Here is an 18,614-nt window from a genome sequence, read left to right as displayed (position 1 = left end):
GTGGACGACCGCCCCGGGGTAGTCGTTACTCGGCTGCGACCGTCTCGGCGACCGCCGGGGCGGTCGTCTTGGTGCGGGCGGCGAGGCCGATCATGAGCACCGCGGAGAGCAGCATGAAGCCGCCCACGATGAACATCGGCGCGACGTAGCTCGGCTCGCCGTCGACCGCCGTCGCGTCGGCGACGAGGCCCGTGATGTACGGGGCCGAGAAGCCGGCGAGGTTGCCGATGGTGTTGATGAGCGCGATGCCCGCCGCGGCGGCGGCACCGGTGAGGAACTTCGTCGGCAGCGTCCAGAAGTTGGGCAGCGCCGAGAAGATCGCCATCGCCGTCACCGCGATGACCGCGATGGTCGCCGCGGGCGAGCCCGCGAAGAGGGCGAGCGGGATGCTCACCGCGCCGGCGAGGGCGGGGATGACGATGTGCCAGGTCTTGAGGCCGCGGCGCGAGGCATCCCGCGACCAGAAGTAGAGCGCGATCGCAGCGGGGACATACGGGATCGCCGTGATGAGGCCCTTCTGGAAGACGTCGAACTCGGTGCCGAACTGCTCCTGGAAGCCGCCGATGATCGTCGGGAGGAAGAAGCCGAGGGCGTAGAGGCCGTAGATGAAGCCGAAGTAGATGCCCGAGAGCACCCACACCCGGCCGGACGTGAAGGCGTCGCGGATGCGGTGCGTGTTGTTGGCCTTCTCGGTGTTCGCGCGCTCGAGGGCGAGGGCGCCGGTGAGCCACTCCTGCTCCTCGGTGGTGAGCCACTTGGCGTCTGACGGCTTGTCCTTGAGGTAGAACCACGCGACGATGCCGACGATGATCGCGGGGATCGCGACGCCGAGGAACATGAAGCGCCAGCCCTCGAGGCCGAAGAAGATTCCGTGCTGCTGGATGAGCCACCCGGCGAACGGGGCGCCGATGACCGTCGTGAGCGGCTGCGCCAGGTAGAACAGGGCGAGAATCTTCGAGCGGTGCTCCGCCGGGACCCAGAGGCTGAGGAAGAGGATCGCGCCCGGGAAGAATCCGGCCTCGGCGACACCGAGGATGAAGCGCAGGGCGACGAGCTGCTCGAAGTTCTGCACCCACGTGAAGAGCAGGGCGACGATGCCCCAGCTCACCATGATGCGGGCGAGCCACTTGCGGGCGCCGAAGCGGTGCAGGGCCAGGTTCGACGGCACCTCCAGAAGGATGTAGCCGATGAAGAACACGCCCGAGGCGAAGCCGAACTGGGCGGCCGACAGGGCGAGGTCCTCGTTCATGCCGTTCGGGGCGGCGAACCCGATCGCAGTGCGATCGAGGTAGTTGATGAAGAACATCAGGGCGACGAACGGCACGAGCCGGATCGCGACCTTCTTGATGGCAGATTTCTCGACGGCAGACTGCACGCGAGCTGTGGTGGTGTCCACGTTGACTCCTTCGGTGAGGCGGGATGGCGCGCCGCCCTGGCCGGTGAACCACGGTGGTCGCGCGAACGAGTATGCGGGGCGGTCCTCGGGTTTGTCAACCGGTTGACCAATTTCGGTCCACCGGTTGGCCGAATGCAATTGCTAGCCTGTGACTCATGCCCGCCTATCCGAACGATTCCTCAGCCGAGATCGCGGCCTCGCTCGGCACCCTCGAGGCGGGCACGGCGGTCTCCGGAGTCGCAAAGGCGCTGCTGGAGATCTTCACCCGCGGCGACATCGAGCCCGGGACCCGGCTCCCCCCGGAGCGACAGCTCGCCTCGACCCTCGGCGTCGGCCGCTCCGCCGTGCGCGAGGCGCTCGCCGCCCTCGAGATCCTGGGAATCGTGCACGTGCGACCCGGCTCCGGCACCTACCTGCGCGGCTCCGCGAGCGAGCTGCTGCCGCAAACGCTCAGCTGGGGGCTCATGCTCGACGAGCCCAAGACGCGCGAGCTCATCGACGTGCGCGGTGCCCTCGAGATCTACGCCGCGCGGCTCGCCGCGACCCGCATGAGCGACGAGGAACTCGCCTCGCTCGGCGCCCGCGTCGAGGAGATGCGCGCCTCCGTCGACACGCTCGAGCGGTTCGTCGAAGCGGACCTGCAGTTCCACCTCGAGCTCGCGCGCAGCACGGACAACTCCGTGCTCCTCGACCTTCTGCAGAGCATCCGCTCGCTCCTGCGCGTCTGGGTCGACCGTGCCGTGCAGGAGCCCGCCGAGGCGCTCGCCGCGATCGAGGAGCACGCCGCCGTGCACGCCGCGATCGCCACGCGCGACCCGGATGCCGCGGCGAGCGCCATGGCGCTGCACATGAACACCGCCGCGCGCCGCCTCGCCGGAGCCCTCGAGTGATCCCCGAGGGCGCCGCGCCCGAGCGGCTGTGGACGGGCGGGGAGTGGCTCGAGGGGCCCGCGTGGCTCGCCGCCGACGGGGTGGTGCGGTTCAGCGACATCCCGAACGACCGCATCCTGCAGTTCGACGAGGCGACCGGCGACGTGGTCGAGTACGCGACGGCGGTGGAGTTCACGAACGGGCGCACCGTCGACGCCGACGGCAGCGTCATCCAGTGCAGCCACGGCCTCCGCCGCGTCGAGCGGGATGCCGCCGGCGTCGTCACCCCGATCGTGGCGGAGTGGGCGGGCGGCCGCTTCAACTCCCCCAACGACGTCGTCGTCGCCCGGGACGGCGCCGTGTACTTCTCCGACCCCCCGTACGGACTGCACGAGAGCGGGCGGGAGGGGCATCCGGGCACGCAGGACTACGACGGGTGCTTCGTGTTCCGCGTCATCGACGGGGTCGCCGAGCCGGTGATCACCGACATGGTGCACCCCAACGGGCTCGCGTTCTCCCCCGACGAGTCGCTGCTGTACGTCGCCGACACCGCCGAGGTGTGGAACGCCGGCCCGCGGCACATCCGGGTCTACGACACGGCAACGTGGGAGGGGCGACTGTTCGTGCAGCCCACCGGTTTCGCCGACGGACTGCGGGTCGATCCCCTCGGGAACGTGTGGACGTCGTCGAGCGCGGCCATCGAGATCTATGCGCCGGATGCTCGGCTCCTGCAGCGCGTCGAGTTCCCCGAGACGGTCTCGAACCTCTGCTTCGGCGACGGGGTGCTCTACGTCACGGCGACGACGTCGCTGTACCGCCTGCCCCTCGGCTAGCCCGGGCTACTCTCCCGGACCGAGCGCCGGCGGGATCTCCTGCCCCTGCAGCTGCAACTCGTCGGTGATGACGCGCATCGCGTTGAGCGCCTTCGGGAACCCGCAGTACTGCACGGTGTGGATAACCGTCTCCAGGATCTCGGTGGGCGAGCATCCCACCCGCAGTGCCCCGCGCGTGTGGCCGCGCAGCTGCGGCTCGAGCCCGCCGATGGTCACGAGCGAGGCGAGCGACAGCAGCTCGCGCTGCGCGAGCGAGAGCCCGGGCCGCGAGTAGATGTCGCCGAAGTTGAACTCGATGCCGAAGCGGGCGAGATCCTGCCCGAGCCCGGTCTGCATCTCGATGAGGCCCTCGGACTTGCCCTCGCCGTAGACCTTGTCGAACCACTCCTTGCCCTTGTCGAGTCGGTCGCTCATGGGGTGCTCCTTAGATCGAGTGTCCGCCGTCGAGCGGCAGGATGACTCCGGTGATGTTGACCGCCTCGGGAGCGGCGAGGAACACGATCGCCTGGGCGAGGTGCTCGGGTTCTCCCAGCAGTCTCGTCGGGATCTGGTCCAGGAGCGCGGCACGCCGCTCGGGGGTGTCGTTGTCGCGGCCCGGGGTCGCCTGGGCGCCCGGGGCGATCGCGTTGACGGTGACGCCCTGCTCGGCGACCTCGATCGCGAGCGCCTTCGTCAGCCCGACGACGCCGGCCTTCGCTGCGGCGTAGGCGGTGGCGCCGCGCACGAGCCGGCCGCCCGAGACCGCGGCGATCGAGGCGATGCTGATGATGCGACCGTGCTTCTGCTCGAGCATCGACGGCAGCACCGCGTTGGTGACGTTGTAGACCGTCGTCAGGTTCCGCTCGATCTGCGTCGCCCACACGTCGGGCGTCATCTCGTGGAACCACGCGACCGCCCCGCCGCCGGCGCCGTTGAGCAGGATGTCGATGCCGCCCCACTCGGCGACGATGCCGTCGACCGCGCTCTTCACGGCGGCGTGGTCGGTGAGGTCCGCGGTCGCCGACAGCGAGCGCCGACCCTCGGCCCTGACGAGCTCCGCCGTGGCCTCGAGACCCTCCGCGTTCAGGTCGAGTCCGGCGACATCCGCGCCCTCGCTCGCGAGTACGCGCGCGATGACGCGGCCGAGTGCTCCTGCTGCTCCGGTGACGATGGCGCGCTGACCCTCGAGCCTCATGAACGGCTTCCTCTCTGAAGCGGGCGCCGAGCATCCCGGCGCTCTTTGTAACGTTTCAACTGCTTTGGACTGTAGCACAGCCCCCAGCGGACGAGGACACGCCGAGGTACGCTGACACCGGGAGGCTCCGGCGACGCGTCGTCCTCCACTCGAGCAGGATCGAGGGTTTGACACGTTTCAGCGGGATGCTCGGGCCGCAGCCGAATTCGCTTGACAGTGGTGACGCACGGCAGTTAGCATCCCCGATTGAAACGTCTCAAAAGGGGCGTCGCATTTCAAGGAGGAATTGTGACCACAGCACACCGTCCCCGCGCTGCGCGAGGGCTGCTACTCACGGTCGGCGCCCTCAGCGTCGCCACCCTCGCCCTCGCCGGCTGCGCCGGCGGCGGCTCGAGCGCTCCCGAGGCGCTCACGTTCCTGAAGAACGCCGAGAACACCACCACCGAGCCCATCCTGCAGGCCCTCGCGGACGACCAGTGCGCCGCCCAGGAGGAGACGCTCCCGCTCGAGATCAGCTCGGTGCCGCAGGCGGACCTCGACGCCCAGGTGCAGCTGCTCGCCAGCCAGAACGGCCTCCCCGTCATGTTCTCCGCCGGTGGCAACCCGGCCGAAGGCGCCAAGCTCTGGGACCAGGGCGTCATCCTCGACCTCGACGAAGCGCTCACCGACCTCGGCGTCAAGGACAAGATCGCGCCCGGTGCGATCTCCACGATCGAGAAGCTCTACGGCGGCGCGTTCAACTTCCTGCCGTTCCAGTACAACATCGAGGGCGTCTTCTACAACAAGGCCCTCTTCGAGGAGAACGGCTGGGAGGTTCCGACGACGTTCGACGAGCTGACCGCGCTTTCCGCCGAGATCCAGGCCGCCGGCTACACGCCGCTCTCCGCCTCCGGTGAGCAGGGCTGGCCGCTCACGCGCCTCATCTCCGGCTACCTGTTCCGCGACCTCGGGCCGGATGCCCTCAAGAAGGTCGCCGACGGCGAGGCCAAGCTCACCGACCCCGAGTACGTCGCCGCCGCCCAGGCGATCGCCGACCTCGGTGCCGCGGGCTACTTCGGCCAGAACGTCACGTCGCTCGACTACGACGCCGCGACCAACGAGTTCCTCACGGGCAAGGCCGCGATGATCTACATGGGCTCGTGGCTGCTCGGCAACATCAACGGCGACGGCAACCAGATCGGTGCCGAGAACGTCGGCTTCTTCCCGTACCCGGCGGTCGAGGGCGGCGCTGGCGACATCGGCCAGTACCCGGCGAACGTCGGCCTCCCGGCCACCTTCGGCTCCAAGACCTACACGCCCGAGGTCGGCGAGTGGCTCAAGTGCATCGCGGAGAACTACGGCAACGAGGCGGCGGAGCAGGGCCAGATCACCGGCTTCATCTCCGACGTCGAGGTGGAGCAGAACGAGGTCACCGCGACCATCGCCGACACCATCGCGACGAGCACCGACTCGGTGCTCTGGTTCGAGGCGCTGTTCAACGCCAAGGCGAGCAACATCTCGTCCACCAACGCGGCGCTCCTCGTGACCGGCCAGATCTCCGCGGAGGAGTTCATGGGCCTCGTCCAGGACGCGCTCGACAACCCCTGATCCCACAGTGATCACCCCGTGTGGCCGCGTGGGGCAGCTGCCCCCGCGGCCACACGGCCTTAAGCGATACTCGACACCACGCGTCGTCCCGATCGGCGCCCGCACCACCGGAAGGCCCCATGAACTCAGTCCTCGCTGACAAGAGAGCGATCGCGATCCTGCTGGGGCCCGCTCTTCTCGTCTACACGCTCATCACGATGGTGCCGGTCGTCTGGTCGTTCGTGCTGACCTTCTTCAAGGGCAACCCGCTCCAGGGCTTCGACTTCGCGGGCATCCAGAACTTCCAGCGGCTGTTCACCGACAGCTACGTTCACGACGCGTTCTGGTTCACCGTCAAGTACGCGCTGCTGACCTCCATCGGCCAGGTCGTGCTCGGCTACGGCCTCGCCCTGCTCTACATGTTCGTGCTCAAGAAGTCGTCGTCGATCGTGCGCACTCTCGTGTTCTTCCCCGTCGTGCTGCCGACGGTCGCGATCTCGCTGCTGTACCAGAAGCTCTTCCAGTCGGCCCCGAACGACGGGCTCGTCAACGAGCTCCTCGTCAACGTCGGCCTCTCCGGCGTCGACTGGCTCGGCGCCGGCGACACCGCCTTCATCGTCATCATCATCATGGATGTCTGGCGCTCCATGGGCTTCTACGGAGTGCTGATCTTCTCCGGCCTCCTCGACATCCCCGAGGACATCATCGAGTCGGCCAGGATGGACGGCGCCCGCTTCTGGTCGCTCTTCCGCCACATCATCCTGCCGATGTCGCTGCCGATCCTCTTCGCGTCGGCGATCTTCTCCATCAACGGCACCGTCAAGGTCTTCGACTCGGTGTTCGCCCTGACGGGCGGCGGCCCCGGAAACTCGACGACGCCGCTCACGCTGTACATGTACCGCACCGCGTTCCAGTACAGCGACTACGGCTACGGCTCCACGATCGCACTCCTGCTGACGATCATGTGCCTGCTCATCACCCTGCTCCTGTTCCGCTCGTCGCGTCGCGACAACACCCTGTGAGGCACGACATGACCGAACTCACCGCACCCCTGAGCAGCCGGCGCCGGGCATCCGACAACCCGGTCGTGAAGCTGGCCAAGCGCATCCCGGCCTTCCTCGTCATCGTCTTCCTCATCCTCATCACGGCCTACCCGCTGTTCTGGATGGTCATCAACTCGCTCAAGGGCAAGTCCGACTTCCTCGACAACCCGTCGTACGCCCTGCCCGAGGTGTGGATGTGGGACAACTACGCCCGCGCGTGGGAGGTCGGCAACCTCGGCACGACGATCACCAACTCGATCATCGTGACGATCCCGTCGCTCGTGCTCATCGTCATCCTCGGCACCGCCGCGGGCTTCGCGCTCGAGGTGATGATCTGGAAGGGCCGCGGCGGAGTGCTCCTCTACGTGCTCGCCGGCATCATGATCCCCGGGCAGATGATCATCCTGCCGCTCTTCACGACGTTCTTCTCGATCGGGCTCGTCGGCTCGCTGTGGCCGCTCATCATCATCTACACCGCCGGCGGACTGCCGCTGACGATCTTCATGATGGCGACGTACTTCCGGGCGATCCCGCGGGAGGTGTTCGAGGCATCCACTCTCGACGGCGCGAGCATCCTGCGCTCGTTCCGCTCGGTCGGCTTCCCGATGGTGCGCAACGCGGTGCTGACGGTCGCGATCGTGCAGTTCTTCCTCATCTGGAACGACCTGCTCATCGCCCTCATCTTTGCCGGGCAGCGCAAGCTCAACACGATTCAGGTAGGGCTGCTGAACTTCTCCGGCGAGTACGGCGCGATCGACTACGGCCCGCTGTTCGCGGCGATCTGCATCACCGTCGGCGGCATCCTCGTGCTGTACCTGTTCCTCAACCAGCGCATCATGAAGGGGCTTGCGGCGGGAGCGGTGAAGGGCTGACGCTGCTCCTCGCTGCGTTGCCGAGTGTTCCGAAAGTGCCGCTTGCGGGCGTCTCGAAGCGGCACAATCGGAACACTCGCGACTCAGGTGCCCGGATGCTCGCGACCGATAGTCTCTGATCGTGAAGGGCTATTCGGCGCAGCAGGTCCGGGACGCGGAGGCGCCGCTGCGCGCGCGGGGCATCCCCCTCATGCAGATGGCGGCGACCGCTCTCGCGGGCGAGCTGCGGCGGCCGGGCATCCAGCGCGTCCTTCTGCTGGTCGGCACCGGCGACAACGGCGGCGACGCCCTGTACGCGGGGGCGCAGCTGGCGGAGTCGGGGCTGGATGTCTCGATCATCGCGTCCGGCGAGACGATGCACCATGACGCCCTCGGCGCCGCCCTCGAGATGGGCGCGGTCGTCGAACCCGCATCGCGCGCGGCCGAGCTCGTGGATGCCTCGGACGTCGTCGTCGACGGACTCGTGGGCATCGGCGCCTCGGGGCCGTTGCGCGGAGGCGCCCTCGACCTGGTGATCGCCGCGGCCGGGACGCTCACCCCCGTGGTGGCGGTGGACATCCCGAGCGGCATCGACCCCGACTCGGGCGCGCTGCCCGGGCCGGTGCTGCCCGCGCGGCTGACGGTGACGTTCGGCGCCTATAAGGCGGGGCTTCTGCTCGAGCCGGCGCGCCGCGTCGCGGGCAAGGTGAAACTCGTCGACCTCGGTCTGGACTTCACCGGGGTCACCCCGCTCGTGGAACTGCCCGACCCGGTCTGAGCCGTGACCCGACGTCCCGAGCGTTCGCGCGGGAGTTGCTGCCGTCTGCGGGAGTTGCTGCACCCGCGCGCGGCACGAACTCCCGCGCGAGCCAGGAAGTGGGATGCGCGGGCCTAGCCGCCGCTACGCCTCGAAGGGCTCCAGCACGAAGACCGGGATCTCGCGATCCGTCTTCTCCTGGTAGTCGGCGTAGGGCGGGTACGCCGCCACGGCTCGCTCCCACCAGACGGCCTTCTCGTCGCCCGTGATCTCACGAGCGATGTAGTCCTTCTTGACCGCGCCGTCCTGCAGCTCGACGTGCGGGTTCTTGACGATGTTGTAGTACCAGACCGGGTTCTTGGGGGCGCCGCCGAGCGAGGCGACGACGGCGTACAGTCCGTCGTGCTCGACGCGCATGAGGGCGGTCTTGCGGAGCATCCCGGTCTTCGCGCCGACGGTCGTCAGAACGATGACGGGCATGCCGCGCAGGTCGCCCTTCTCCTGCCCGTTGGTGGCCTCGTACTTCTCGGCCTGCTCGCGGGCCCAATCGGCGGTGCTCGGTGCGTACTCTCCCTGAAGTGGCATGACACTAGTCAACCGCACGGGGGCGGCGAGCATTCCGTCCGAGGTCAGCGAGTCGCCTCCACGACGCGGGGGTGGTCGCGCCACGCAGGCATCGTCGCCATGTAGGCGAGCGTCGCGCGCTCGATCTCCTCGCGGGATGCTCCGGGCGTGCTGCGCTCCTGCCAGGAGGTCATCCGCGCGAAGCGGGTGTCGAAGTCCTGCAGGGCGCCGGACTCGTCGGTGCAGCGGGCGCAGTAGCGGCCCGACTCGATGGGCATTCCGCAGCTCTCGCAGTGGGCGGTCATGAGGGGGTCCTTTCGTGGGTGGCGGGGGCGGCATCGACGAGACGCCGGAGGGATGCGAGGAGCGAGGTGGCCTCGGCGGCGGGCATCCGCTCGAAGGCATCGGTGAGGAGGTCGAGGCCGAGCACCCGCTCGTCGGCGCGCAGGGCATCCACTCCTTCGGGGGTGATCCAGACGTGCGTGCGCCGGCGATCGGCGCTGTCGGCGCGGCGCTCGACGAGCCCCTTGCCCTCGAGCTGGGTGACGATGTCGCTCACGACGGACTGCGCCCGGTCGAGGTGCTGGGCCGCCTCGCCGACCGTGACCGGGCCGGTGAGCGACAGGTGCGTGAGCACGGCCCAGGATGCGCCCGTCAGCCCGCTGCGTCGCCCGTCGCGCCGGTGAAAGACGCGATAGGTGTCACGGAAGAGCTGCTCGAACTCGCTCGCGGAACCGGTCATGAGCCCACTCTGGGGCGCGGGGAATCCATCGTCAATCCCGATGGAATTGCGGCGTCAGCAGTGCTCGTAGACGTAGTCGGGTTCTCCGGCGGGCACGAGGTCGCGGTCGCGCAGGATCGTGGATGCCGGAGTCTCAGGGTCGGCGCAGATCTCGGCGAAGCTGCGGTCGAGGTCGTCGGCGTACTCGATGTCGATCACGCGGTCGCCGTACACCTCGGTGTAGGCGGCGCACTCGCGGTAGCGGGCGCACTCCTCGGCGACGGCGAAGGTGAAGCCGATCTCGGGGCCGCGGTCTCCGAGCTGCGGGGTGTTCTTCTGGCCGGCGACGAGGCCGTGGTCCTGCGCTTCCTTGACGAGCAGCTGTGCGAAGGCGATCGCGTCGTCCTCGGTGAGCAACCCGTCGGAGCGCGTGAACGAGTCGAGGTTGTCGAATTCGACGGCGTCGAAACCGGATGTCGCGCACCGCTCCACCGCGGCGCCGATGCGGTCTGCTGCCTGGTGTCGCTTCTCCGCCGTCGAGATGTCGATGAGGGTTTCGTCGGGCCAGTTCGGGTCGAGGAACGGGTCGCCCTGCGGGGTGTGCAGGAGGAGGGCATCCGGCCACTCCTCCCCCGGCTGGGTCTGGAAGCCGTTGACGTAGCAGATGCTGTAGACGCCCGGCGCGGGCTTCTCGAGGCTGTCACGGGCGACGATCGCCACGCCCGCGGGTGGGTCGTAAGAGCCGCCGAGCTGGTAGTCCGGGCGGCCGCCAGCGGGAAACGTGGCGTCGGATGCGGGCGCCGTGCATCCCGTCAGCAGCAGCGCCGCCGAGAGTACGCCGATTAGCGGTCTCACGGTGTCGAGGGTACGCGGGGCAGGCGATCGGCGGCGCGAGTTGCCTCTTGTGGCGGCTATTCGAGCGCTCGAACCGCCACTAGTGGCAACTCGACGGCGTCAGCCGCGGTATTCGTCGCGCCAGAGGTGCTCGGCGCGCCAGCCGAGCGACTGGAGCTTCGCCGTCGACATGAGGGACTCGAACTCGCCGCCCGGGGTGAGCGGCACGCCCGGGAACCACTGCTTCGCGAGCTCCGCGGTCGGGATGCTCAACCCCGAGTCCGGGGCGGCGACGTTGTACACCTCGAACCCGGGTGCCCGGTGCCGCAGTGACACCGCGACGGCGCTGGCCCCGTCGCGGGCATCCACGTAGGAGCCGATCAGGTCCCGGCGGTAGGTGGGGTCGCCCGCGCGGGCGAAGGACTCGTAGCCGTCAGCCGGCACCACGTTCGTGTAGCGCAGCGCGGTGATGGAGGTGTCGTGGTGCCAGCGCACGAGCTGCGCGGCCATCGCCTCCTCGAGCACCTTGCCGAGGCCGTAGGTGTTGTTCGCGGCGGTGTAGCTCTCGTCGACGGGCAGCGCGGGCGGGGCCTCCTCGAACGGGAAGCCCATCGCCGTGATCGACGACGCGTAGACGATCGTGCGGATGCCCGCCCGCAGCGCCCCGAACATCACGTTGAACGACACCGTCATGTTGTTGTGGAAGGTGGTGGCGTCGGGCACGAGTCCGTTGACGGGAATGGCGGCGAGGTGCACGAGAGCGTCGAGACCCGAGTGGCGCGCGGTGACGCCGAGGAGGGCATCCAGCGTCTGGCCGTAGTCGGCGAGGTCGACCTTCACAAAGCCGGGGCCGGCGGGGCGGGAGACGTCGAAGCCGACGACCTCGTGGCCGTCGGCGCGGAGGAGGTCGACGGTGGCCCGGCCGAGAAGGCCGTTCGAGCCGGTGACGGCGATGCGCATGGGGACTATCTTTCCGGGAAGTCGGCGGGCAGGGGCAGCCCGGGCACGTCGTGGGCGACGCCGTCGAGGTGGCCGATGCGGCCGCCCGCGGGGTGGCCCGACTCGAGGAAGAACCCTCGCACGGTCTCGTAGACCTCGACGATGTCGTGGATGTCTCCCGCCCGGGTCAGCACGATGTCCCCGGCCTGCACGTAGCGCTCCCCGCCGTCGACGAAGATCTTCGCCTTGCCCTCGGCGATGAACCACACCTCGTGGTCGTCGTGGTGGTGGCGCTCGAAGCGGCCGCCCTCCAGGGGTACGGCGAAGCGTCCGATGGAGCCGATCTCGCACCAGTCGGGGCGGGTGTCGGGGTTGAGCCAGGTGCCGGGTTCGAGGACGGGCATGGGCGGGGCATCCAATCGGGGCGGCGCGGTGGGCGCAGAGCGGTGGCGAGACAGGCCGGCGGGGCGGTCGCGCGCAGCGAGCCGGAGCCCGCCGCCACCGAGCGCGGGTGCCCCGCCGGGCCTGTCCGGTGCGAGACGGATGCCGCGGACGGCGTCGTCTCCCGGCACGACAACGTCGACACCACGGTCGCTGGTGTGCCGGTGGCCTGTTGTGTTCGGTGGGCCCATCCTGCCCCACGCTTTGAAACGTGTCAATGGGGCGGGTGCAATTGGCCGAGCGGCATGTACTATCGCATTTTGAAACGTGTCATTACGGGCGGAGCATCCGCTGCCCGCCACCGCTGAAAGGACTGTGACCAACGATGGCCACTCCGAGCTCCCCCCGCTTCGAGCACCACCGCGAGGCGCTCGGCATCGGCGAGGCCGCCCCGCGCCTGTCGTGGAAGACGGTGGCCCCCGCGGGGTGGCGGCAGGCCGCCTACGAGGTCGAGGTCACGCGAAGCCAGCGAGTCCACACCGAGCGCATCGAGTCGGGCGAGTCCGTCCTCGTGCCGTGGGTCGGCGCGCCCCTCGAGTCACGGGAGTCCGCATCGGTGCGGGTGCGCGTGGTCGGCGAGTCCGGAGACGAGAGCGACTGGAGCGAGGCATCCGTCGTCGAAGCCGGGCTGCTGCACCCGACCGACTGGGTGGCGGTGCCGGTCGGCGCCCCCTGGGACGAGGGCGACGACCTGGATGCCCGGCGCCCGCCCCTCGTGCGCCGGGGTTTCACGCTCGGCAAGCCCGTCGCGAAGGCCCGCCTCTACGCGAGTGCCCACGGCCTCTACGAGGTCGAGCTCAACGGGTCGCGCGTCGGCGACGACGCGCTCGCCCCCGGCTGGACGGTCTACGGCCAGCGCCTGCGGTACTACACCTACGACGTCACCGGGCTGCTGCAGCCGGGCGAGAACGCGATCGGCTCGTGGCTCGGCGACGGCTGGTACCGCGGCCGCCTCGGCTGGCGCGGCGGCTTCTACAACCTGTTCGGCAGCGACCTCGCCCTGCTCGCGCAGCTCGAGGTGACCTATGCCGACGGCTCGGTCGAGACCATCGCGACGGACGACTCGTGGCGCGCCCACGTCGGCCCGATCGTCCGCAGCGGACTCTACGACGGCGAGGTCTACGACGCTCGCGACGAGCTGCCGGGATGGTCCGCGGCATCCTTCGACGACTCCGGGTGGAGCCCCGTCGCGACCGGCGAGCGCGACCCGGCGACCCTCGTCGCTCCGCAGGGTCCGCCGGTGCGGTGCACCGAGGAGCTCGCGCCCGTGGCCGTGCTCACCACGCCGAGCGGCAAGCGCATCCTCGACTTCGGCCAGAACTTCGCGGGTCGCATCCGCATCCGGGTGTCGGGTGCCGCGGGCGACACCGTGACCATCCGCACCGCCGAGGTCCTGCAGCACGGCGAGCTCTACACCCGCCCGCTGCGCGAGGCGAAGTCGACCGACGTCTACACGCTGCGTGGCGAAGGCACCGAGGAGTGGGAGCCCCGCTTCACGATCCACGGCTTCCGCTACGCGGAGGTCACCGGGTGGCCGGGCGACCTCGACGCCGCCGTCGCGGCGGGCGATGCGGTGGGGCGGGTCTACCACTCAGACATGGAGCGCACGGGGTGGTTCGAGTCATCCAACCCCCTCGTCAACCGGCTGCACGACAACGTGCTGTGGGGAATGCGCAGCAACTTCGTCGACGTGCCGACCGACTGCCCGCAGCGCGACGAGCGCGTGGGCTGGACGGGCGACATCCAGGTGTTCGCGCCGACCGCCGCCTTCCTCTACGACGTGTCCGGGATGCTCGGCAGCTGGCTGCGCGACGTCGCCGTCGAGCAGCTCCCCGACGGAACCATCCCCTGGTACGTGCCCGTCATCCCGGCTCACCAGATGTGGACGCCGATCCGCCCCGGCGCGGTGTGGGGGGATGTCGCGGTGCTCACGCCGTGGGTGCTCTACGAGCGCTCCGGCGACGCCGGCATCCTCGCCGCGCAGTACGAGAGCGCCAAGAAGTGGGTCGACCTGCAGGATCGCCTCGCGGGCGACGACCACCTGTGGAACGAGGGCTTCCAGCTCGGCGACTGGCTCGACCCGGATGCTCCCCCGCAGGACCCGGCGGACGCCAAGACCGACAAGTACCTCGTCGCCACCGCCTACTTCGCGTGGTCGGCACGGCACCTCGCGAAGGCCGCCGAGGTGCTCGGGCTCGCCGACGACGCCGCCCACTACTCGCGACTCGCCGATCTCGTGCGCGACGCCTTCGTCGCCGAGTACGTACTGCCCGACGGCCGCATGTCGAGCGACGCGCAGACCGCCTACGCCCTCGCGCTGCGCTTCGACCTCATCGTCGACCCGGAGCTGCGGGCGGCAGCCGGCGCCCGGCTCGCGGCTCTCGTCGCGGAGGGTCGGAACCGCATCTCGGTCGGCTTCGCCGGAGTGAACGTGCTCTCGGACGCCCTCACGCTCGTCGACGCGAACGACTCCGCCTACGACCTGCTCCTCGAGGAGGAGTGCCCGTCGTGGCTGTACGCCGTGAAGAAGGGCGCGACCACCGTGTGGGAGCGCTGGGACTCGCTGCTGCCGGATGACACGGTCAATCCGGGCACGATGACGTCGTTCAACCACTACGCGCTCGGGTCCGTCGCCGACTGGCTGCACCGCGTCGTGGCGGGGATCGCCCCCGCGGCCCCCGGCTACCGCAGCATCCGGTTCGCTCCGCAGCCGGGCGGCGGGCTGACGTCGGCCTCGGCCGCGCACGAGACGCCGTACGGGCGGGCATCCATCGACTGGCGCATCGCCGACGGAGTGCTGAGCGTCGACGTCGTCGTGCCGACCGGGGCGGACGCCGTGGTCGAGCTGCCGGGCGCGGAGCCCGTGGCGGTGGGGAGCGGGATCCACTCGTTCAGCGCACTGCTCTAAGCGTTCTCCCTCTGCGACTTGACGGATCGATGGATCGCGCCTATCGTCTGAACACCACCTGAAACGATTCACCCGGTGTTCAGCACACGCGACCGGGGAACCCAGAGAGACAGACAATGACGTCGATAGGCACGGCTCCGCCCCCGGCACTGGAGCTCTCGCGCATCGCCAAAGCGTTCGGCGCGGTGATCGCGCTCACGAACGGCACCCTCCGCCTCGAGTCCGGATCGATCCACGCCCTCGTCGGCGAGAACGGCGCCGGCAAGTCCACGCTCGTCAAGATCATCGCGGGGCTCTACCAGCGCGATGCGGGCGAGTTCCTCCTCGAGGGGCATCCCGTCGACTTCACGTCGACCGCCGCAGCGAAGGCCGCCGGCATCGCGGTCATCTACCAGGAGCCCACGCTCTTCCCCGACCTGTCGGTCACCGAGAACATCTTCATGGGCCGCCAGCCCACCGGCGCGCTCGGCATGATCGATCGCCGCGCGATGCACGACGAGGCCCTCGCCCTCTTCGAGCGGCTCGGCGTGCGCATCGACCCCGACCGCCCGACGCTCGGCCTCTCGATCGCCGACCAGCAGATCATCGAGATCGCCAAGGCCATCTCCCTCGACGCGAAGGTGCTCATCATGGATGAGCCGACCGCCGCGCTCTCCGGGGTCGAGGTCGACCGCCTGTTCGCCGTCGCCCGCAGCCTGCGCGATGAGGGACGGGCCATCCTGTTCATCTCGCACCGGTTCGACGAGGTGTTCTCGCTGTGCGACACCGTCACCGTCATGCGCGACGGCGCCTACATCGCCACGAGCGCGATCGAGGACACCACCGTCGACGCGATCGTGCGCCAGATGGTGGGCCGGGATGTCACGACCCTCTTCCCCAAGACGCCGGCGACGATCGGCGACGACGTGCTCGTCGTGGAGGGGCTGAACCAGCCGGGAGTGTTCCACGACGTGTCGTTCACCGTGCGCTCGGGCGAGATCGTCGCCCTCGCCGGACTCGTCGGCGCCGGGCGCAGCGAGATCGCCCGCGCGGTGTTCGGCATCGACCCGTACTCGAGCGGAACGGTCCGCGTCGGCGGGCAGCTGCTGCGCAAGCGCAAGCCGACGGCCGCGATGGCCGCGGGCATCGCGCTCGTGCCGGAGGACCGCCGCCAGCAGGGGCTCGTGCTCGAGGCATCCGTCGCCCGCAACGCGACGATGGCGATCCGCCGGGCGCTCTCGCGCTTCGGACTGCTCACGACGGGCATGGAGAACGCGAGCGCCCGCATCTGGGCGAGCCGGCTCGAGGTCAAGACCAATGCGCTCGACACCGAGGTCGGCACCCTCTCGGGCGGCAACCAGCAGAAGGTGGTTCTCGCGAAGTGGCTCGCCACCGACCCGCGCGTGCTCATCGTCGACGAGCCCACCCGCGGCATCGACGTCGGCACGAAGGCGGAGGTGCACCGGCTGCTCTCGGAGCTCGCCGGCCAGGGGCTCGCGATCATCATGATCTCGTCGGAGCTGCCCGAGGTGCTGGGAATGGCCGACCGCGTGCTCGTCGTGCACGAGGGACGCATCACCGCGGACATCCCGCGCGCCGAGGCGACGGCCGAATCCGTCATGTTCGCGGCGACGCACTCGAGCGGGGAGGCCGCGTGATGGCTCGGATCACCTCTCTGCTGAAAGCGCGCGAGACGGGCATCCTGCTCGCTCTCGTGCTCGTCGTGATCGTCACGACGGTGCGCAACCCGAACTTCCTGTTCTCGCCGGACGGCTTCCGCGACCTGCTGCTCACGCCGTCGATCCTCATGCTCGTCGCGGTCGGCCAGGCGATCGTGATCATCACGCGCAACGTCGACCTGTCGGTCGGTTCGGTGCTCGGCCTCTCGGCCTACCTGACCGGCCGCATCTTCATCGACCTGCCGTGGTTGCCGTGGCCAACCGTGTTCCTCATCGGGATCGTCTTCGGCGGACTGCTGGGGCTCATCAACGGCGCGCTCGTCGCGTTCGCGAAGGTGCCCGCGCTCGTCATCACCCTCGGCACGCTCTACGCCTACCGCGGCATCAACGTGCTGTGGACCGGCAGCGACCGCATCAACCCGTCGGACATGCCGAAGGAGTTCCTCGCCCTCGGCACGAGCTCGCTCGCCGGGCTGCCGTGGCTCACGGTGATCGCCCTCGTCGTGCTGGTGGTCGCGGGATGGTTCATGCGCACGCAGCGCGCCGGTCGCGAGCTCTACGCCATCGGGTCCGACCCCGCCGCCGCGAACCTCTACGGCCTCAAGGTCACCCAGCGGGTGCTCGCCGCGTTCGTGCTCTGCGGAGCCCTCGCCGGCCTCGCGGGAGTGCTCTACGCCGCCCGGTACGGCACCGTGAACTCGCAGGCCGGATCCGGCTGGGAGCTGGATGCCGTGGGCGCCGCCGTCATCGGAGGCGTCGCGATCTTCGGCGGCAGCGGCACGGTGTGGGGTGCCGCGATCGGCGCCTACCTGCTGCTCACCATCAACCGCGCCCTGCCCGTGCTCGGCGTTCAGGACTTCTGGCAGCGCGCCGTCGTGGGCGTGCTCATCCTCGGGGCGATCGTGCTCGACCGCGTTCTCGCGGTGAGGGCCAGCCGACGACTTGCGGAGGCGAGGGACAATGACTGACACCGCCCAGCGCGCACCGCGCACCTACAAGGACTTCGGCCAGCCGCTGTGGCGCCGCATCCTGCTCACGCGGGAGATGGCGATCGTCGGCCTGCTCGTGATCGTCTACCTCGTCGCCGCCCTGTCGGTGCGCAACTTCGCGGCACCGATCACGATCACCTACCTGCTGCTGGATGTCGCGGCGATCCTCATGATCGCCCTCCCGATGACCCTCATCATCATCACGGGCGAGATCGACCTGTCGGTCGCGAGCATCGTGGGGCTGTCGAGCGTCGTGCTCGGCACCCTGCACCAGGCGGGGCTGCCGATCGAGGCGGCCGGGCTCGTCGCGATCGTCGTCGGCGCGATCGCCGGAGCGGTGAACGGCTTCTTCATCACCGTCGTCGGGCTGCCGTCGCTCGCCGTGACGATCGGCACGCTCGCCCTGTTCCGCGGGCTCGCCGTGGGCCTCCTCGGCACGACAGCCGTCACCGACTTCACTGAGTTCTGGACCGACCTCGCCAAGTCGAAGATTCCCGGCACGCCCATCCCGAGCGTCATGATCCTGTTCGTCGTGCTCGCGATCGCGTTCGCGATCGTGCTGCACTTCACAGCGTTCGGCCGCGGCATCTTCGCGATCGGGCTGTCGAGCGAGGCGGCGCGTTTCTCCGGCGTCAACGTCGAGCGCACCAAGTTCATCCTCTTCGTGCTCTCCGGAGCGGTCTCCGCCCTCGCGGGCATCTACTACACGCTGCGCTTCGGCAGCGCGCGCGGCGACAACGCGACGGGCCTCGAGCTCAGCGTCATCGCGGCCGTGCTGCTCGGCGGAGTGTCGATCTTCGGCGGGCGCGGCGCCATCCACGGCGTCATCGCGGGAGTGCTGCTCATCGGCATCCTGTCGAGCGCCCTGCGACTCGCGAACGTCACGAGCGACGTCATCAACATCATCACGGGGGCCCTGCTGGTCGCCTCCGTGGTGTCCACGAGCATCCTGGCCTGGGCCCGCCGCCGGCGGGTCGGGCCCGGAGTGAAGAAGGGGCCCCCGGCACCAGGTCAGGACTGAGGACCCCCCAACCGTCGATGCAATCACACATCGGCACCAAGATAGGGAGA

General features: G+C 69.4%; 19 protein-coding genes. 10 read left to right on the top strand and 9 right to left on the bottom strand.

The features are described from left to right. Positions 1-25: 25 nt before the first annotated feature. Complete coding sequence (locus tag Q5716_RS00680) at positions 26-1,396, bottom strand: MFS transporter (RefSeq protein ID WP_305001167.1); 1,371 nt, start codon at positions 1,394-1,396, stop codon at positions 26-28. Positions 1,397-1,551: 155 nt separating this feature from the next. On the opposite strand from Q5716_RS00680, the gene Q5716_RS00675 reads away from it, so the two are divergent. Together Q5716_RS00675 and Q5716_RS00670 are read left to right on the top strand one after the other, a co-directional pair. Continuing rightward, positions 1,552-2,286 (top strand): FadR/GntR family transcriptional regulator, encoded by a 735-nt coding sequence (locus Q5716_RS00675; protein WP_305001166.1) that lies wholly within the window; start codon positions 1,552-1,554, stop codon positions 2,284-2,286. Beyond that, entirely contained in the window at positions 2,283-3,098 is an 816-nt protein-coding gene (locus tag Q5716_RS00670) for an SMP-30/gluconolactonase/LRE family protein (protein WP_305001165.1), read from the top strand. Before Q5716_RS00675 ends, Q5716_RS00670 begins: the two co-directional genes overlap by 4 nt. Before the next feature lie 6 nt (positions 3,099-3,104). Here the strand turns inward: Q5716_RS00670 and Q5716_RS00665 are convergent, their stop codons facing one another. Both Q5716_RS00665 and Q5716_RS00660 read right to left on the bottom strand, forming a co-directional pair. Then, the gene (locus Q5716_RS00665) at positions 3,105-3,512 is read right to left on the bottom strand and encodes a carboxymuconolactone decarboxylase family protein (protein WP_305001164.1); all 408 of its coding nucleotides are present in this window, start codon (positions 3,510-3,512) and stop codon (positions 3,105-3,107) included. Positions 3,513-3,522: 10 nt separating this feature from the next. Beyond that, positions 3,523-4,272: an SDR family NAD(P)-dependent oxidoreductase gene (locus tag Q5716_RS00660; protein WP_305001163.1), complete on the bottom strand. Its 750-nt coding sequence runs from the start codon at positions 4,270-4,272 to the stop codon at positions 3,523-3,525. Between the two features lie 288 nt (positions 4,273-4,560). On the opposite strand from Q5716_RS00660, the gene Q5716_RS00655 reads away from it, so the two are divergent. The 4 genes from Q5716_RS00655 (at position 4,561) to Q5716_RS00640 (ending at position 8,510) form a co-directional block, all read left to right on the top strand. Beyond that, entirely contained in the window at positions 4,561-5,859 is a 1,299-nt protein-coding gene (locus tag Q5716_RS00655) for an ABC transporter substrate-binding protein (RefSeq protein ID WP_305001162.1), read from the top strand. Between the two features lie 119 nt (positions 5,860-5,978). Next, positions 5,979-6,860 (top strand): carbohydrate ABC transporter permease, encoded by an 882-nt coding sequence (locus tag Q5716_RS00650; RefSeq protein ID WP_305001161.1) that lies wholly within the window; start codon positions 5,979-5,981, stop codon positions 6,858-6,860. Positions 6,861-6,868: 8 nt separating this feature from the next. Beyond that, positions 6,869-7,753 carry a carbohydrate ABC transporter permease gene (locus Q5716_RS00645; protein WP_305001160.1) on the top strand — a complete coding sequence of 295 codons (885 nt, stop codon included), beginning with the start codon at positions 6,869-6,871 and terminating at the stop codon, positions 7,751-7,753. Positions 7,754-7,874: 121 nt separating this feature from the next. Continuing rightward, on the top strand, positions 7,875-8,510 hold the full coding sequence (locus Q5716_RS00640) for an NAD(P)H-hydrate epimerase (protein ID WP_305001159.1): 636 nt from the start codon (positions 7,875-7,877) through the stop codon (positions 8,508-8,510). Between the two features lie 123 nt (positions 8,511-8,633). Here the strand turns inward: Q5716_RS00640 and Q5716_RS00635 are convergent, their stop codons facing one another. The 6 genes from Q5716_RS00635 to Q5716_RS00610 form a co-directional block, all read right to left on the bottom strand. Next, complete coding sequence (locus Q5716_RS00635; protein ID WP_305001158.1) at positions 8,634-9,074, bottom strand: nitroreductase family deazaflavin-dependent oxidoreductase; 441 nt, start codon at positions 9,072-9,074, stop codon at positions 8,634-8,636. A gap of 44 nt (positions 9,075-9,118) precedes the next feature. Beyond that, complete coding sequence (locus tag Q5716_RS00630) at positions 9,119-9,358, bottom strand: hypothetical protein (protein ID WP_305001157.1); 240 nt, start codon at positions 9,356-9,358, stop codon at positions 9,119-9,121. Beyond that, positions 9,355-9,795, bottom strand: a complete 441-nt coding sequence (locus tag Q5716_RS00625; RefSeq protein WP_305001156.1) for a MarR family winged helix-turn-helix transcriptional regulator — start codon at positions 9,793-9,795, stop codon at positions 9,355-9,357. The genes Q5716_RS00630 and Q5716_RS00625 overlap by 4 nt, the downstream gene beginning before the upstream one ends. Positions 9,796-9,849: 54 nt before the next feature. After that, positions 9,850-10,629 carry an endo alpha-1,4 polygalactosaminidase gene (locus Q5716_RS00620; protein WP_305001155.1) on the bottom strand — a complete coding sequence of 260 codons (780 nt, stop codon included), beginning with the start codon at positions 10,627-10,629 and terminating at the stop codon, positions 9,850-9,852. Positions 10,630-10,728: 99 nt separating this feature from the next. Then, a complete protein-coding gene (locus tag Q5716_RS00615; protein ID WP_305001154.1) occupies positions 10,729-11,568 on the bottom strand; it encodes an NAD-dependent epimerase/dehydratase family protein in 840 nt (279 codons plus the stop codon). 5 nt (positions 11,569-11,573) lie between these two features. Continuing rightward, positions 11,574-12,119: a cupin domain-containing protein gene (locus tag Q5716_RS00610; protein WP_305001153.1), complete on the bottom strand. Its 546-nt coding sequence runs from the start codon at positions 12,117-12,119 to the stop codon at positions 11,574-11,576. A 194-nt stretch (positions 12,120-12,313) separates the two neighbouring features. Between Q5716_RS00610 and Q5716_RS00605 the strand changes: the two genes are divergently transcribed. From Q5716_RS00605 to Q5716_RS00590, 4 genes are all read left to right on the top strand, one after another. After that, positions 12,314-14,896 carry a glycoside hydrolase family 78 protein gene (locus Q5716_RS00605; protein ID WP_305001152.1) on the top strand — a complete coding sequence of 861 codons (2,583 nt, stop codon included), beginning with the start codon at positions 12,314-12,316 and terminating at the stop codon, positions 14,894-14,896. Positions 14,897-15,012: 116 nt separating this feature from the next. Then, positions 15,013-16,533 carry a sugar ABC transporter ATP-binding protein gene (locus Q5716_RS00600; RefSeq protein WP_305001151.1) on the top strand — a complete coding sequence of 507 codons (1,521 nt, stop codon included), beginning with the start codon at positions 15,013-15,015 and terminating at the stop codon, positions 16,531-16,533. Then, the gene (locus tag Q5716_RS00595; protein WP_305001150.1) at positions 16,533-17,522 is read left to right on the top strand and encodes an ABC transporter permease; all 990 of its coding nucleotides are present in this window, start codon (positions 16,533-16,535) and stop codon (positions 17,520-17,522) included. The genes Q5716_RS00600 and Q5716_RS00595 overlap by 1 nt, the downstream gene beginning before the upstream one ends. Further along, the gene (locus Q5716_RS00590; protein WP_305001149.1) at positions 17,515-18,564 is read left to right on the top strand and encodes an ABC transporter permease; all 1,050 of its coding nucleotides are present in this window, start codon (positions 17,515-17,517) and stop codon (positions 18,562-18,564) included. The genes Q5716_RS00595 and Q5716_RS00590 overlap by 8 nt, the downstream gene beginning before the upstream one ends. The last annotated feature ends 50 nt before the right edge of the window (positions 18,565-18,614 follow it).

Source organism: Antiquaquibacter soli (assembly GCF_030580675.1).
Classification (GTDB): Bacteria; Actinomycetota; Actinomycetes; order Actinomycetales; family Microbacteriaceae; genus Rhodoglobus; species Rhodoglobus soli.
This window is presented reverse-complemented; position numbering and strand designations above follow the sequence as displayed.